The sequence below is a fragment of the Prochlorococcus sp. MIT 1201 genome (assembly GCF_047303415.1).
In the GTDB taxonomy this organism is placed as follows: Bacteria; Cyanobacteriota; Cyanobacteriia; order PCC-6307; family Cyanobiaceae; genus Prochlorococcus; species Prochlorococcus marinus_D.
This window is the reverse complement of sequence record NZ_CP138947.1, coordinates 1,466,461-1,481,505: the sequence shown is the minus strand read 5'-3', so window position 1 is coordinate 1,481,505 and position 15,045 is coordinate 1,466,461. Positions and strand designations below refer to the sequence as shown.

The 15,045-nt window shown below is 48.9% G+C and carries 11 protein-coding genes, 1 tRNA gene and 1 pseudogene; 10 read left to right on the top strand and 3 right to left on the bottom strand.

Annotated elements, in window-relative coordinates; translation table 11 throughout:
• Positions 1 to 746: 746 nt before the first annotated feature.
• Positions 747 to 1,403, bottom strand: coding sequence for an SOS response-associated peptidase (locus SIB41_RS07020; protein ID WP_413357813.1), 657 nt, complete (start codon positions 1,401 to 1,403; stop codon positions 747 to 749).
• A gap of 247 nt (positions 1,404 to 1,650) precedes the next feature.
• On the opposite strand from SIB41_RS07020, the gene SIB41_RS07015 reads away from it, so the two are divergent.
• The 10 genes from SIB41_RS07015 to SIB41_RS06970 all read left to right on the top strand — a co-directional run bounded on the left by SIB41_RS07015 (position 1,651) and on the right by SIB41_RS06970 (position 10,875).
• Entirely contained in the window at positions 1,651 to 1,818 is a 168-nt protein-coding gene (locus tag SIB41_RS07015; RefSeq protein ID WP_413361559.1) for a hypothetical protein, read from the top strand.
• 997 nt (positions 1,819 to 2,815) lie between these two features.
• Complete coding sequence (gene ftsH / locus SIB41_RS07010; RefSeq protein ID WP_413357811.1) at positions 2,816 to 4,693, top strand: ATP-dependent zinc metalloprotease FtsH; 1,878 nt, start codon at positions 2,816 to 2,818, stop codon at positions 4,691 to 4,693.
• Positions 4,694 to 4,747: 54 nt separating this feature from the next.
• Entirely contained in the window at positions 4,748 to 5,704 is a 957-nt protein-coding gene (gene argF / locus SIB41_RS07005; protein WP_413357810.1) for an ornithine carbamoyltransferase, read from the top strand.
• A 135-nt stretch (positions 5,705 to 5,839) separates the two neighbouring features.
• Entirely contained in the window at positions 5,840 to 6,463 is a 624-nt protein-coding gene (gene lexA, locus SIB41_RS07000; RefSeq protein ID WP_063395477.1) for a transcriptional repressor LexA, read from the top strand.
• Positions 6,464 to 6,524: 61 nt separating this feature from the next.
• Positions 6,525 to 6,597, top strand: a tRNA-Ala gene (locus SIB41_RS06995).
• 227 nt (positions 6,598 to 6,824) lie between these two features.
• Positions 6,825 to 7,106 (top strand): hypothetical protein, encoded by a 282-nt coding sequence (locus SIB41_RS06990; protein ID WP_413357809.1) that lies wholly within the window; start codon positions 6,825 to 6,827, stop codon positions 7,104 to 7,106.
• An 89-nt stretch (positions 7,107 to 7,195) separates the two neighbouring features.
• Entirely contained in the window at positions 7,196 to 7,441 is a 246-nt protein-coding gene (locus SIB41_RS06985) for a hypothetical protein (protein ID WP_413357808.1), read from the top strand.
• Positions 7,438 to 9,885, top strand: a complete 2,448-nt coding sequence (locus SIB41_RS06980) for a DUF3854 domain-containing protein (RefSeq protein WP_413357807.1) — start codon at positions 7,438 to 7,440, stop codon at positions 9,883 to 9,885. The genes SIB41_RS06985 and SIB41_RS06980 overlap by 4 nt, the downstream gene beginning before the upstream one ends.
• A complete protein-coding gene (locus tag SIB41_RS06975; RefSeq protein ID WP_413357805.1) occupies positions 9,872 to 10,663 on the top strand; it encodes a hypothetical protein in 792 nt (263 codons plus the stop codon). Before SIB41_RS06980 ends, SIB41_RS06975 begins: the two co-directional genes overlap by 14 nt.
• The gene (locus SIB41_RS06970) at positions 10,660 to 10,875 is read left to right on the top strand and encodes a hypothetical protein (protein WP_413357803.1); all 216 of its coding nucleotides are present in this window, start codon (positions 10,660 to 10,662) and stop codon (positions 10,873 to 10,875) included. Before SIB41_RS06975 ends, SIB41_RS06970 begins: the two co-directional genes overlap by 4 nt.
• 224 nt (positions 10,876 to 11,099) lie before the next feature.
• On the opposite strand, the gene SIB41_RS06965 is transcribed toward SIB41_RS06970, so the two are convergent.
• Both SIB41_RS06965 and SIB41_RS06960 read right to left on the bottom strand, forming a co-directional pair.
• Positions 11,100 to 11,759 carry a dockerin type I domain-containing protein gene (locus SIB41_RS06965; RefSeq protein ID WP_413361454.1) on the bottom strand — a complete coding sequence of 220 codons (660 nt, stop codon included), beginning with the start codon at positions 11,757 to 11,759 and terminating at the stop codon, positions 11,100 to 11,102.
• 1,032 nt (positions 11,760 to 12,791) lie between these two features.
• Positions 12,792 to 14,444: pseudogene (locus SIB41_RS06960) on the bottom strand (leucine-rich repeat domain-containing protein); the annotation flags it as partial.
• Between the last annotated feature and the right edge of the window lie 601 nt (positions 14,445 to 15,045).

Genomic DNA, 15,045 nt, shown 5'->3' with positions numbered 1-15,045 from the left:
GGCATCTTTCACTCTTTGTTAGCGAAGATCTCCGTTTCTTGCATGACTGGCGGCTTTGGACCCAATTTCTTGACGATGGACGCATTTGCTCTGTTGATCAGCTGGAAGGATGATGTGGCGATGTTCGATCACTCTTTCGGTTTCTCTGTCATGCGATTTTAGCGATGAACCAGATCGGCGAGTTGGTGAAGCATTGGCATCATGGCACTGTTCAATCTATACAATAAAAGGTCGAAGATGTTAAAAAAGATTATGACGATGATTCCTTCTTGATATTGAGTCGTGGTGATCTTAACTCTCAGTTAATTGATGCTTTAGAAAGTTTCTATGCCTGTGATCGTTACTTCCTTTGAAAGGCACAAGAAATATGGGGTTATGGATCCTTTGAAAATGATTTCACACGATTTGACGTTGCTGCTGTTTTTCTGGGATCAAGAATTTAGTTGTTTCCAGTTGCTTTATGATGCAAACCCTAGTGTGGGTTATGGCAAAATATATCGTTATATGCAGAGTCAGTGTTCATCCTAATTCGTTAACTCTATTTGATCCTCAAAGTAGTTTCCCGCTGTTGTTGCTATGTTTGTAATCAATATCTATCTAGCTCAGTTATTGCGCTTGCTACGCTTTGCTTTCATTGTTGCTATTGACTCTCTTTGATTGTTTGTCCTAGCAGCTGTTGAACTGATTAAAGTTAATACTTATGTGTCGGTTTATATGGTTGATTCCTATCAGTTTTCTTTTGTCAATCAGAACAGCTGTAATTGATTTGGGTTGGTCCTTGAAGCCATGTTGGGGGCTCGGCTCACACACCAATCATGTGGATCCCAAGGGTTAAGCAATCTTTCAAGTGCATGCAAGTGGGTGGCATCCCCTTCTTCCAGCCAGGCCTCTTCTAAGCCATTTGGCACGATGACAGGCATCCGCGTGTGCAGTGGACGCACTAAGGCATTGGCGCGAGTGGTGATGACGCAACAGGTTTCTACTTCGCTGCCATCGGGCCCGATCCAGTGATCCCAGAGCCCCGCCAGCCAGAACGGTTCACCATTGCACCGATGAATGCGTTGCCCTTTTTCATGAAAACCATCGCTAGGTAATAGGCAGCGGTGATGACGCCAAGCTGAGCGAAAAGATGGCTTCTCCGCAATGGTTTCGGCACGAGCGTTGATTGGCCTTGGGCCTCGCCAGGGATCTTTCACCCAGCTGGCCAAAAAGCCCCAAAGGAAATGGGTTGCATCCGCATGTCTTTGATGCTCTCTTAGCGCGAGCACAGGCTCGCCTGGGTGGATTTCAGCGCGAGGGACGTAGTGGCTTAGCCATGTTGACGAAGAGCTGTTGGCTAGCCAAGGCGCCAGGACCTTTCGCAGAGTGTCCCTTGGGGTGGTGAGGCTATAGCAGCCACACATGGTTCCTCTCTCGCTCCCAGGGCTTGATTGTGTCTGATAAGGCCTTTCGGTTGATCTGCTTTGTCTGTTTGCGTTGATAGATGGTCGAGATATGTAATTTGCTTACTCGTCAGCCTCTCTTAGCTGCTCAACACAGCTGGTGAGACATTCGCCGTCATCAAGTGAGCAGGTTGAAATGCATTCAAAGTAAGTCTCAACAGCATCCCAAGTTTGCTCTGATTCTAATGAAAACTCATGATTTGACTTCGTGTTTTCAGTGATACCTGAAGGGCTGGCAGAGTCGTTCTCGATTAAGACGTTTGTTGCCGTATCCATCAGCAGGGCAAGTGGTGGATATGGCCATAGCTCATCTGGAACTAGAGGAGAAGATGGAGGCAGCAGCATTGCAGGAAGACCTTTAGAGCTCTCTAAATAGTCAAGATGTGATTTTGCTGAGTGCAGCCCTTCGCAATAAAGGCATTGAGATCTTGAGCAAATTCGAAACAGGCGTCCTCTGTCGCCCTCGAAACACTGAATTGTCCCGCCTTTTGCGCTTACGTAGAATGGATGGTACTTCATGGCGGTGAGTTTTTTCGTTGCGTAGATCAATGGACTTCAGGGTCGACCTGTTGATGCTTCAACGCCTAAAGTTTGTATCGATACTGGCCTTTCTGAGAAGTCAAGATGACTTCTATTCTTGATATTCCTGCATAGAGATATCAGCATTTACTCGCTATATACACGCCCGTGAGAAATTACCTTATTGGGGTTGCCTTGTCGCTGCAGGACATGGATTTGTGAATGCCTGCAGGAGAATGCAGCCGATTGGTTGCGGTAGTAGCCAGGCGCGGTTTAGGTTTTCACGGTGAAGCGAATACCTCCCTTTTGTTTAATGAACCCTAGCCCACTTTCTTGGGGGTTGGATGTTTGATTAAAAATAATAAAGCACCTAAGTTGCATCGCTTAGGCGCAATTGCCTGAGAGAAAATACCTTCATGACATTGGTTTGCTCTCATGGCTAAAGAAAATGTCTTGCTTCTAGAGAAACTAAATTGATTGTTCAGGCAGAGCTTTTCAGAAGCGGGCTGACATCAAGACTTGTGGTGCCAATGCACTGCAAGATTCTCTTTTTGCCCTAGGGGTGTCGTTGGTTGCCTTGAAACTGCCTTTGCAGCATCGGTTTCACTACTATTCAGCTGGCAGTTAATGGCTTGGTTTGGGGGAAATAAGTAAGTGCCTTTGATTGGCAGTGAACTCCTAAAAACCCTTAATAAAAAGGCTTTGTCTTAGTAGCTACTGACAACGATGCATTGATGTCTTCAAGGCAGCCAGCAGCGTTTCGTTTGTGGTGACGTTCGGTTCTCACACCAGTAAAGGCAAGCGCTTGCAGATTGATCCTCTTAGCGTGACAGCCCGGAAATCAATTTTTTTCGATGGCGATCCGTGAGGATGACAACAAACCGAATCGACGCTTTGGCATCGTCAATTTGGTGTTGATCGGTTTCGGTGTTTTGTTGCTTTTCAGCAGCTTCTTACCCAATCCTGCTGCACAGGTGCCGAGGGTTCCCTACTCACTATTTATTGATCAGGTTGACGATGGCGCCGTGAAGCGGGCCTTCATCACTCAGGATCAGATCCGTTACGAACTGGCCAATCCTGAGGAGGGAGCACCGTCGTTGCTGGCCACGACGCCGATCTTCGATATGGATCTGCCCCAACGCTTGGAAAGCAAAGGAGTTGAATTTGCAGCAGCGCCGCCTAAGAAGCCCAATGTTTTCTCCACCATCCTCAGCTGGGTTGTGCCCCCGCTGATCTTCATCCTTGTACTGCAGTTTTTTGCCAGGCGTTCCATGGGTGGTGGTGGTGCCCAGGGAGCTCTTAGTTTCACGAAGAGCAAGGCGAAGGTTTATGTGCCTGATGAAGAGTCCAGAGTCACCTTTGCCGATGTGGCAGGGGTCGATGAGGCCAAGGATGAGCTAACTGAGATAGTTGATTTTCTCAAAACACCTGAGCGATATACAGAAATAGGTGCGCGCATACCTAAGGGTGTGCTGCTTGTGGGCCCGCCTGGTACCGGTAAGACCTTGCTCTCCAAGGCCGTTGCTGGGGAGGCAGAGGTTCCCTTCTTTATTATTTCTGGCTCGGAGTTTGTGGAGCTGTTTGTCGGCGCTGGTGCGGCCCGCGTCAGGGACCTGTTTGAGCAGGCCAAGAAGAAGGCTCCTTGCATCATCTTCATCGATGAACTCGATGCCATTGGTAAGAGCCGTTCTGGCTCAATGGGTGTAGTAGGAGGCAACGATGAGCGTGAGCAGACCCTTAACCAGCTGCTCACGGAAATGGATGGCTTCTCGTCCACCGATAAGCCCGTCATCGTGTTGGCCGCGACCAACCAGCCCGAGGTCCTTGATGCAGCCCTGCTCCGGCCTGGTCGTTTTGACCGACAGGTCCTTGTGGACCGCCCAGACCTCTCTGGCCGCAAGACGATTCTCGAGATCTATGTCAAGAAAGTGAAATTGGCGGAAGGGGTTGATTTAGACCGCATCGCTCAGGCGACCAGCGGTTTTGCTGGAGCTGATCTGGCCAATATGGTTAATGAAGCGGCCTTGTTGGCAGCTCGTGGCAAGCGAAAAGAGGTTGAACAGCAAGATCTCAACGAAGCCATCGAGCGTGTTGTGGCAGGCCTTGAGAAGAAGAGCCGAGTGCTCCAGGATGACGAGAAGAAGGTTGTGGCCTATCACGAGGTTGGGCACGCCATCGTTGGACACCTGATGCCTGGAGGCAGCAAGGTCGCCAAGATTTCAATCGTGCCAAGGGGGATGAGTGCTCTTGGTTACACCTTGCAGTTGCCTACTGAGGAGCGTTTCCTCAATTCCAAGCAAGACCTTGAAGGTCAGATTGCCACTTTGTTAGGAGGGCGTTCAGCAGAAGAAATCGTGTTTGGCAAGATCACCACTGGTGCTGCTAATGATCTACAGCGCGCTACTGACCTTGCTGAGCAGATGGTTGGGACTTATGGGATGAGCGATATTTTGGGTCCTCTGGCTTATGACAAGCAAGGTGGGGGGCGTTTCCTTGGTGGTAACAACAATCCACGCCGAGTTGTGAGTGATTCCACTGCTCAGGCCATCGATAAGGAGGTGAGGAGTTTGGTGGATCAAGGTCATGAGAGTGCCCTTGCGATTCTTCGGCATAACCTCACCTTGCTGGAGACCATCGCCCAGAAGATCCTCGAAAAGGAAGTGATCGAAGGCGATGAGCTGATCGAGATGCTCGATTCCAGCGCTCTCCCTAGAGGTGTTGTTATTGCCTGAAGGCTTGACGGCAGGGGGGCTGGTCTCCGATAAAGATTCTTTGAAGCTCCCCTAATGGCTGACAATCCCCAAGGTGTTGCAGCCGTACTTGCTGACCTCAAGGGTCGAGACTTTCTCTCCTGCGCTGATTTCACTGTGGAGCAGACGGTTGCCTTGCTTGAGCTTTCCCGTCAGCTCAAGAGCGGTGATCGCCGCATTGATTTGGGAAATCGAGTGCTCGGATTGATTTTTACCAAGGCATCGACGCGCACACGAGTGAGCTTTCAGGTCGCGATGGCTCGCCTTGGCGGGCAAACGGTGGATCTCAATCCTCAGGTGACCCAATTGGGCCGGGGCGAACCCCTTGAAGACACGGCGAGAGTGTTGAGTCGTTTCTGTGATGTGATAGCGGTGCGGACCTTTGCTCAGCAGGAACTGCTGGATTACGCCCATTGGGCTTCGATTCCGGTGCTCAATGCCTTGACTGATTTGGAGCATCCCTGTCAGGCATTGGCTGATTTCCTAACGATTCAAGAGGCTCTCGGCTCATTAACCGGCCAGACCTTGGCCTATGTGGGCGATGGTAATAACGTCTCTCATTCTTTGATGCTCTGCGGCGCTCTCTTGGGGGTCAACGTTCGTATTGGCTGCCCGCATGGGTTTGAGCCTCTGCCTGAGGTAATTGATCAGGCCCGCAACTTGGCAGTGGCTAATGCTCGTATTGAAGTGATGACAGATCCAGCTGATGCAGTGCGAGGTGCGCAAGTGTTGTACACCGATGTTTGGGCCTCGATGGGACAGGAACAGGAACAGTCGCAGCGGGAAGAGGCCTTTCGTGGTTTTTGTCTCAATGAGGATTTGCTTGCTCAGGCAGATCCCAACGCGATCGTGTTGCACTGCCTACCGGCTCATCGAGGGGAAGAGATCAGTTCAGGCGTGATGGAAGGAGAGGCCAGTCGAATCTTCGATCAGGCTGAAAATCGTTTGCATGTTCAACAAGCTTTGCTTGCGGCCGTGCTTGGTGGTCTCTAGTTCCAGGCTGGATTGCTGCTTTTGGTTTTGAGCATTCTGGTCAACTCAGGATGTTCTTGCGGCTGCACTGTTTGGTGTTGAAACCCTTGCCAGATTCAGTGCCAATAGGTACACATGTATTGACGAATCAACGCGTTGCCCTTGGCTGCCTCTTCTCCTGAGTTGCTTACTTCTGCCCAGCAAGAGCTTTATGACTGGTTGGCCGATTACATCGGCAGCCATCACCACAGCCCTTCGATTCGACAGATGATGCAGGCCATGGGTCTGCGCTCACCAGCGCCGGTGCAGAGTCGGCTTCGACATTTGCAGCAGAAGGGATGGATCACTTGGCAGGAAGGGCAGGCGCGTACCTTGCAGCTGCTTGGTGGGTTGGTGTCCGGTATTCCGGTGTTGGGGGCAGTTGCCGCTGGTGGGTTGGTGGAGACGTTTGATGATGTTCAGGAGCGGTTAGATCTTGCACCAGTTTTGGAGACCCGTGGCCTGTTTGCGCTCACCGTGAATGGTGATTCGATGGTGGATGCCTACATTGCAGATGGCGATGTGGTTCTGATGGAGCCAGTGCCTGAGCCTTCGCGGCTGCGAGATGGAACGGTGGTGAGTGCACTTGTGCCTGGAAGTGGCACCACGCTGAAGCACTTTCACCGCAACGGCGCCTCGGTGCGGCTTGAGGCTGCCAATACCGCCTATGAGCCGATTGAGTTGCCAGCCGATCAGGTGCAGGTGCAGGGCAAGCTGGTGGCTGTTTGGCGTCAGGTTTGAGGCCTTGCCGTTGTAAGCTCTGTTTTGACGGCGGTACGAGCCCAGTATTACCGGCGTTTATGGGGCCATAGCTCAGCTGGTAGAGCACCTGCATGGCATGCAGGGGGTCAGGAGTTCGAGTCTCCTTGGCTCCACTCAGTATTTCCCAGTCTCTGACTGGGTTTTTCAATGTTTGACCTTAGCGCTCCGGCGGGCGATACCGCTGTTTGGTGTGATTTTTGGTGTGAAAACTGCTTGGCTTGCACCCTAGAAAGTCAGCAGTAGGTTCTTAGCAGTTACTTGAACCGGTAACTAACACCTCAGTAAGCCTCAAAATTTTTGTCGGCGGTATCCGAGAGCCGGCTCAGATTCATCCCGGCAGTTGTCACTGTTGGCTCCCGTATTGGCTGAAGCGGTTCCGGCGAGTAATAAACACAACCTGTTTTTAATTATGTCTGATTGGATCAGGACTTCTTTTGCTGCTTTGCAATTGGGAGTCAGCCCTGACACGCTTCACCGTCGTCGTGAGAGCAATGGAGGTTTCTTGGAGATTGGCCGTCACTATGTTCTCGGTCCATATCGAAATTCTCCTTTGGTATGGAATGTTCAGAGTTGCCGAGATGCTTTTAATCAGCACGGCCTTCGGGTTCGTAAGGAGGGATGATCGTGCAAAAAAAAGACCCTCCCTACAGCAATAGCAAAAGCCCCGATGTCGATTTATTTATTCTATTTCAGGAGCATGTCCTTCATCCAATGACCAGCGCACAGGATTTGGTGCTTGAACGCCTGTGCGAGATGGATTTGGAAGCAGAGGAGAAAGGGATAAATCCTGATCCCTTTGCGGCTCATGGCAGAGAAACAATGACGCACATTGCTCGTTGTTTGGTTGCGCTGTCCTCAGAACGAGGCGGACTTGATGAAGCCAGTGTGATTGCGGCTGCGATCTGGATCCGCAACACATGGGCATCTCTTGATGAACATTATGGGGAAGAATCATGATTAACGATCCCCAACTTGTCCAGGAGCTTATTGACTCTGGTCTACCTCCAGAGACACATGATCGACTCGGCTACTGCAGCGTCACTGCTCAAGAGGCAAAGGTACTTGCTGGACATAAGAAGGATGGGTGGGTTGTTCTATATCGCGACCCTGATGACAAGCCTTATCAGCACAACGGCAAGGACTTCTATCGCCTGAAGCCATACGGATCCAAGGAAGGATCTCCTAAGTACCTCAGTTCTGCAAAAGCTGGGTGCCGACCTTATTTCAGCCCACTCTTCCCGAAAGGCCACCTTGGAACAGAGAAGGACCTATTCATTACTGAGGGAGAGAAGAAGACTGATTGCCTGAATCTCAATCACTTTCCAACCATTGGTTTGTCTGGTATTTGGTGCTGGAAAGACCAACGATCGGGAGACTCACAGCCAATTCCTGAACTCGAGGAAATTAATTGGAAACGGCAGGTGTATGTGGTGTTTGACTCAGATTTGACTCTCAATCCAAAGATTCGAGTGGCACTCGCTGCACTTTGCACCTGGCTCGCGGAGCAAGCTGATCGTCCTTTTATTCCCAAAGTTATTCAGCTTCCTTGTGAACTGAATGGTTACAAGAATGGCGCTGATGATTTCATCGTGCGACACGGGCTCGAGGCTTTTGATCGGCTGGTCAAGATTGCACAACCTTCTGGTAAATGGCGCCGGGATAAACAGAAGAAAAAGTACCTTTTTACTTTTACCTGGACTCCAGAACCCAGCAACATTCACTACATCGCTATACCATTCAGCACGGTCTTAAAAGAGCACTACGCCGAACATCCTTCGTTTGGCACGTACGAGTGGATTGGCACCCACTGGAGCCGGATGGAAGACCGCAAGCCCCTCATGAGGCCCATCCATCAGCTGATGGATGAACACGACTTTCATACCCGCGGCAATGGCCGTATGAACTCAATCCATGACCAGATCACGGCCTATTTAGAGACCAGGAAATGGGATAACCCAAATTTGGTGGCCTTTGCCAACGGCACTTTTGATCTAATCACTAATCAACTGTTGCCTGGTCATCGTCAAACCGATTGGCTCACCTTTTGTTTCCCGTTCAACTACGAGCCGGAGGCAAAGTGCCCGCAGTGGCTGACATTTATCGAGAAGACGTACACCAAAGCTGATGGCACACCCGATCCAGCTGTTGTGAATGTGCTGCGGGCCGCATTCTGTTGGACGATTTGTCCTAAGCCGGTTGATGCGGCCTTTCCCTATGAAGTCGCCTTTGATGTTGGCGGCCCCAAGGGATGCGGCAAGGGCGTGACATCAGAGGTGTTGCGCGCGCTGAATGGCGGGAGTCATGGCGTTGGAACTCTCAGATCCAAAATGTTCGGTGATCCGGACTCATTGGCCAGCTTGCTGAATAAGAAGGCCGCGATTGATTTCGATAGCTCCGGCATCGTGAAGGATCCAGGATGCTTCAACAGCATCGTTAGCAATGAACCGGTTCAGATCTGGATCAAATACAAGAACAAGTGCGATGCCCGCTTGGGCTGCGTGATCTGGCGTTTTTATAACGATCAGCCGCGTGTTGCTGATGATGGTGGCGTGGAGGGAATGGCCCGCAGGATTATTACTTTCTCTATCCCATTTTCCGTCAGCAAAAAGGATCCGCACTTCAAGAAAAAGCTCATGGAAGAGCTACCTGGGATTTACCAGTGGGCAATGTCGATGAGCGAGGGGGAGATGGCGCAGGCGTTTGCAAGTGCAGGCGAAGTGGAAAGCCTTGGAGCGGCGTCAGTCGATGCACAGCTTGATGCCAACCCCTGGCTGCAGTTCCTGATTGATACTTATCCGGATGGAATTCATCAAATTCCCGGGCTGAATCTCTATGACCGTTTTTGCGAATGGTGCGAGGCAGAAGGACGTAAGCCGATGAGTAATACCAGGTTCGGTAAAAAGCTGAGAAGGGTGGAGGGTTACCGGCAAACCCTCCACAAACGCTCCACCAAACACTGCATCATGTACGACATCAAGCCGCTTAAGGACGTTGATTGGGCTGACTTCTTTGGGATGAAGCGCAGTGGTGGTGGGTCCAACCCTTCACCGGTGGATCGTTCAGAGGCCAACCCACCACCGCTAGATGGCAGTCAATGCAATGGTTCTGGGCCGAGGGTGGAGGGTATGGATAGTTCAGGGCAGCCTCAGTTCAATGGGTCTAAGAATGTTGTTTCTGTCCCTATAGAGAAAAGTGGCGGAAATAACCCTCCATACCCTCCACACCCACCACCGCGTACGTGCACCGGACGTGTGCAAGCCGCGATGAATGCTGGATGCGGCAACGAAAATTCGATTCTTCAATGGTGCGCTGACCGTCAATTGAACCTGAGCCGCACAGAGTGCCGGAGGGCGATGAAACGCCTGGAGCAGGTAGAGGGATCTCTTAATGAGCAGTTCTGATTGCCAAGTGGTGAGCGTTAGAGAAGCTGCTCGTCTCCTTGGGCTACCACTCACCAGTTTTCGACGGATTGCGCAGGCCGAACCAAGATTGCAGGCCTGCATTCAACCTGGACGTCCAGCGAAAGTGGATCTAAAGCGTTTGTTGATCACTTGGCGTCAATTAGAGCAAGCCGATAACAGGTCACTCAGTCCCCGGCAGGAGTTGGCATTAGAGCGTCGTAAAAGACTCTGGTGGCAAAGTCGCTCTTTATTGCTACAGCTGCAGGAAGAGGAAAGAAAGTTTTGTAATGCCGAGCAGATTCAGAATGCAGAGAAGGAAGTATTCGCTCTGCTTGAGAAACTAATGAAGAGTTGGGCACAATCGATTGCACCACAGCTGCTTGAGAGTAGGGATGCATATGGCTTAATGCTCTCAAGCATTAACAGCACTTTGCAGGCTGCAAGTGATCAAGCACAAAGAAATGCAGATGTATATCAAGAAACAGAGCCGCCCGTGCAATTAGCTATGCCACCTGAGCTTCCATCGCAGGAGGTGTTACAAGCCGATATTGAACGAGCACGCGGTGGACTTCATCGGCTAAGAGCACAACAGGCGGCAGGTGAAGTGGTTCTGGTTACAGATGTAACTAGCAAACAATTTGATCGCTGCCGCAGGGTGCGAGATCAATTTCTAGCGTTAGCGCCAAGGCTCAGCGGTGTAGCAATCGGTTGGCGAACTATCTCAGAAGCAAAAACGGAATTAATCACAGGAGTATCAACAGTGTTGGCGGCCTGGTGAACCACGAACAACGGCCTGCCGCTAGCGATTTTGAGGGCTGGGAGGCCACCTTGATTAATGCACTCCAGAAGAACCTAAAGGGAGGGGGGTCTCCTCTAACTCCACTTGAGACTGCCTTGGATTTCGCAGCCTTAGCATGGGGTCATGGAAATATTCATTTGACCGCAGTTCGAACTGAATCCATCAGCTTTGCCTACTTAGGTGATTATTGATTGAGAGTTATAGGCCCTATCATGACTCGTTTCTTATCTGACCCTTGAATAAGCACAATCTTTAGGCGGCTATGAATATTTAAGGTTATTGATTGGGTTGTATGAATAGGAAGGCAAGACCTTGCACTATTTGTAGCTCAAAAGTGCACTGGCCAAGCCAGTTAAATATATTTTTTGGATATAAAAAGGATGTTTCTTACAACAAGCTTTATTGTTGCTTTGCTTTAACCGGTGAGCGGATCTTGGAATTCAGTGCCAGCAATGTCGTTATCGCTGCTGTCGCTATTGCCATCTCCGCCGATCACACCCACAGCTGTTGGGTTTTCCAGTGATTCAACAAAGTCATTAGCCGCTTCTAGGGCATTTTGATCCTTAAAGGCTTGGTTATCCCAGGCGGCATCGCCTGTTAGGCCCTGGCTGTCGAGTTCATCCCAGGAGATTTGATCAGAACCGGTAAAGCTTGATTGTGTTCCATTGGCGCCATTGATTGGTTGTTGATGCAGGCTTTGGCCCCAGTCGGCATCCAAGACAGCTAAATCTTCCATCGAAATCTGGCCATCAAAGTTGGCATCAACGCCTCGCGCCACACTGGCATCAACAAAGCCATCTCCATTTGCATCCACTGCATCGGGATCCTCACTGGCTTGTTGTTGTCTTGCAGCACCAGCATTGAGATAAGCCAGATCTTTCATTGAAACGCGGCCGTCGTAATTGAGATCGCCTTGATAGGTAATTAGGTTTTTGGAGCCCTTTTGGTTGCTAAAGAGATCTGATCCATCAGCTTTAAGGCTGACAATGCCTTGGCTTAGATCAACAACATTGCCTGCTGCTCCTGTGATTTCAATATCAGCAACCAGTTGCGCTGTTTCTTGCCCCGTTTGCACAAAGGCTCCATCAACAAAGCTGCCACTCTCGAGGTTTGTTGATGTTTGACTATCGTCAGGTGAACTGATATAGAAACCAGAGCTTGCCAAACTTGCATTGGCATTAGTTAGGCCAGTAATTTGTATTTCTTTGGCCTGAATATTGCCCACATTGGTCCATTCACTTGTTGCTGTAATCGTATCACCTGTTCTGACCAGATTTGTTTGTTTTGAGTTATAAGATCCAATATCAAGATCACTACTTAAGATCAAGCCATCGCCTTGTTCTTCTAGATTGATTGTTGCCTCATACAGGGTGACTTTGGTTCCATCAACAGCTAAATCACCACCGAGATCACGCAAGCTTTTGATCTCGCGATTGCTTAACCCTGCAGCATCGGTGAGATCCTTAGAAAATACTGTTTCATCTTGATTGGCACTCAAGCCAAAGAACAGTGGCGTGCTCAAATCATCAATGCTGCCATCTGAATTTTGAGTCAGTGTCTCAAGGTTATATTCATTGAAGTTGAGATCGATCGACGCCAAAACAGCGCCATCTGAGCCGATGCTCGCGCCGGCACCGGCTAGATGGTTTCCATAGAGATCTCCTGGATTTAGATCTCCAAGACTTGCAGCAGCAATACGGATTGTTCCCACATCATTATCGATGCGTACCGCATTGGCGATGGGCAGCTGGCCGCCAATCGTGATATCAGAGGCTTTGATTTCGTTAAACAGATAGGGATCAAAGTTGATCGTGATATCTGCTGTTGCTAAGTTGTATCCAGCGGCCAGGCTCTTGGCTGTGATATCCAACTGATAGATATCACTGAGATCAACAGAATCACCAAGAACGGCTAATTGCTTTCTTGCTGTGGCTTGTTCTGCTTCTGTTCCTTCTTTTAAATGCAGGCTATAGCCAAGTTCGAGATCAAGCTCTAGTTCATCAAAATCTGCTCTGGCTTTATTTGCTGCCCAGCTACTTGCTATGTCGGGGTTGGTTCTGATGTCAGGCCCGGTTCCGATTGTTGTGATGACAACAGAAGAATCAAAAGCACTGGCATCGATCTCAAAACCTTCTGGAACAAAAACAGTCGTCAGGGGCGTGCCATCAAAAGCACCATCACCAATCGACGTGACGCTAGCTGGGATCTCAACAGTTTTTAGTTGAGTATTTGAAAATGCATTATCACCAATCGATGTGACGCCATCACCAATAACAGCACTCGTCAGTTGACTGTTCTGAAATGCATTATCTCCAATCGTTGTGACGGTAGATGGAATAACAACACTCGTTAGTTGCGTGCCTGAAAATGCCTCATCTCCAATTGATATGACGTTCTTGCCAATTACAACACTTGTTAGTGGAGTATCTCTAAAGACGCCATCACTAATCCTTGTAACGCTATCTGGAATAACAACACTGGTTAGTTGAGTATTGTCAAATGCTCCTTCTCCAATCTCTGTGACGCTATTAGGGATTTCAACGCTTGTTAGATGAGTATCAGAGAATGCGCCACGACCAATCGACGTGACGCTATCTGGAATAACAACGCTCGATAGATTAGTGCTTTTAAATACATTATCGTTAATCGAGGTGAGGCTAGCTGGTATCTCAACTTGCGTTAGCTCAGTGTTCCTAAATGCGTTATGAGCAATCGTAGTGACACCATTTGGTATCACTACACTCGCAAGTTGAGTATCATAGAATGCATTTGGACCAATTGATGTAACGCCGCTACCAATATCCACACTCGTTAGCTTGGTGCCAGCAAATGCAGATTCGCCAATCGAGGTAACGCTATCTGGAATGACAACACTCGCGAGTTGAGTATTTAAGAATGCGCCACCACCAATCGTTGTGACACCATTTGGTATCACTACACTCGCAAGTTGAGTATCAGAGAATGCATTTTGACCAATTGATCTAACGCCGCTACCAATATCCACACTCGTTAGCTTGGTGGAAGCAAATGCATGACGGCCAAGCGAGGTAACGCTATCTGGAATTACAACACTCGCGAGTTGAGTATTGAAAAATGCTTTATCACCAATCGATGTGACACTATTTGGTATCTCAACAGTTGTTAGTTGAGTATTGAAAAATGCATTATCACCAATCGTTGCGACACCATTTGGTATCACTACACTCGCAAGTTGAGTATTATAGAATGCATTTGGACCAATTGATGTAACGCCGCTACCAATATCCACACTCGTTAGCTTGGTGCCAGCAAATGCAGATTCGCCAATCGAGGTAACGCTATCTGGAATGACAACACTCGCGAGTTGAGTATTGATAAATGCATTATCACCAATCGATGTGACGGTTCCTGGTATCTCAACTTGCGTTAGCTCAGTGTTCCTAAATGCGTTATTAGCAATCGTTGTGATGCTATTACCAATCACAACACTCGCCAATGGAGTGTCCATAAATGCAGAATCGCCGATAGATTGAACAGAATCACCGAGTTCTACACTCGTCAATTGTGTGTTTTGAAAAGCATTATTACCAATTGATGAGATGTTATTGCCAAGATCAACAGTTGTTAGTTGAGTATTGAAAAATGCATTATCACCAATCGATGTGACACTATTTGGTATCTCAACAGTTGTTAGTTGAGTATTGAAAAATGCATTATCACCAATCTCTGTGACACTATCTGGTATGACAACATTCGCCAAATCTCTATCCTTAAATGCACTATCACCAATCGATCCATACCCTTCTGGAATAGTGACTTGATTGCCTTGATCTAAAATGAGCGCTATCGCTTCTGACTGATTAAGAGTTGAGCCTGTTTCTACTATTGGGCCATCATCATTAACAGCAGCCGCTACAGCTTCTCCAGGAGTAAACAAGAGCGAGAAGGTTGAACTTGCACCTGGCGGGGCTAATGCTGATTGCGCCGAGGCTTCTTGTGGCTTTAGTTGCCTGAACTTCAGTGTATATTCTTCTCCCGATCCCGTAGTTGAATAGTCAAGGCTATTGCTGCCTGTTCCCGTAACAGTGCTAATAACATTGTTGTTGGAATCAAGGATCACGGCTTCGTATTCTGCGCCGTCAGCAACATTCACCTCGACATTCATGTTTTGCTGGATACCCGACAACGCTGATGTTTCTATGTTGTAGTAAAGCCATTCGCCATCTTCTGTTGCCGATGAAGGAGAGGTTGTGCCAAGTGTGAGTTCAGGGCCAGCAATCAAACCTAATTTGGCAGCTTTGTGTTCTAGGTTGTTGTAATTAAATGATGGAGTTGGATCATTCGGCAGGTTGAGGGTTAGTAAGGAATTTGGTATTGGTGCG

Excerpts from the sequence above, each read along its gene's own strand:
- SIB41_RS06980 (WP_413357807.1), top strand. The coding sequence starts at position 7,438 with ATGATTAACGATCCCCAACTTGTCCAGGAGCTTATTGACTCTGGTCTA.
- SIB41_RS06975 (WP_413357805.1), top strand. The coding sequence starts at position 9,872 with ATGAGCAGTTCTGATTGCCAAGTGGTGAGCGTTAGAGAAGCTGCTCGT.
- SIB41_RS06985 (WP_413357808.1), top strand. The coding sequence starts at position 7,196 with ATGACCAGCGCACAGGATTTGGTGCTTGAACGCCTGTGCGAGATGGAT.
- argF (WP_413357810.1), top strand. The coding sequence starts at position 4,748 with ATGGCTGACAATCCCCAAGGTGTTGCAGCCGTACTTGCTGACCTCAAG.
- ftsH (WP_413357811.1), top strand. The coding sequence starts at position 2,816 with ATGGCGATCCGTGAGGATGACAACAAACCGAATCGACGCTTTGGCATC.
- SIB41_RS07020 (WP_413357813.1), bottom strand. The coding sequence starts at position 1,403 with ATGTGTGGCTGCTATAGCCTCACCACCCCAAGGGACACTCTGCGAAAG.